Raw genomic sequence first — 286 nt, 5'->3', positions numbered from 1 at the left:
CAGCAGCAGGTAGCGACCGATCCTTCGGGTGCCGGCATGCAGCAGCAGGCTGAAGGCCATGGTCAGCATGATGGTGGCGTGATTGCTGGGAAACGCCGGGGTCGGGGCGTGTTCCAGGAAGGTCTGCCCGACTGGCATCATGAACGGACGTGGGGTCGGCCACAGCCAGCCGATCATCCAGCTCGCCGCCAGGGCGAGCAGAGTGGCGATGAAGGCCTCCCACAGCGGGCGTTTCAGGCGCTCACTGCCACGCAGCCAGCCAATGACCAGCAGAGCCGGTACCAGC

The 286-nt window shown here is 66.1% G+C and carries 1 protein-coding gene; it reads right to left on the bottom strand.

Annotated features, from left to right (window positions below; genetic code table 11):
- Positions 1 to 286, bottom strand: a 286-nt coding sequence (locus tag HOP53_RS21475) for a phosphatase PAP2 family protein (RefSeq protein ID WP_479688676.1), incomplete at both ends; no start/stop codon positions are given.

Origin of the sequence: Billgrantia ethanolica (genome assembly GCF_021404305.1) — a bacterium.
Lineage (GTDB): Bacteria > Pseudomonadota > Gammaproteobacteria > Pseudomonadales > Halomonadaceae > Halomonas > Halomonas ethanolica.
Note: the sequence above shows the minus strand (reverse complement) of the source record. Positions and strands in the feature narration are given on the sequence as shown.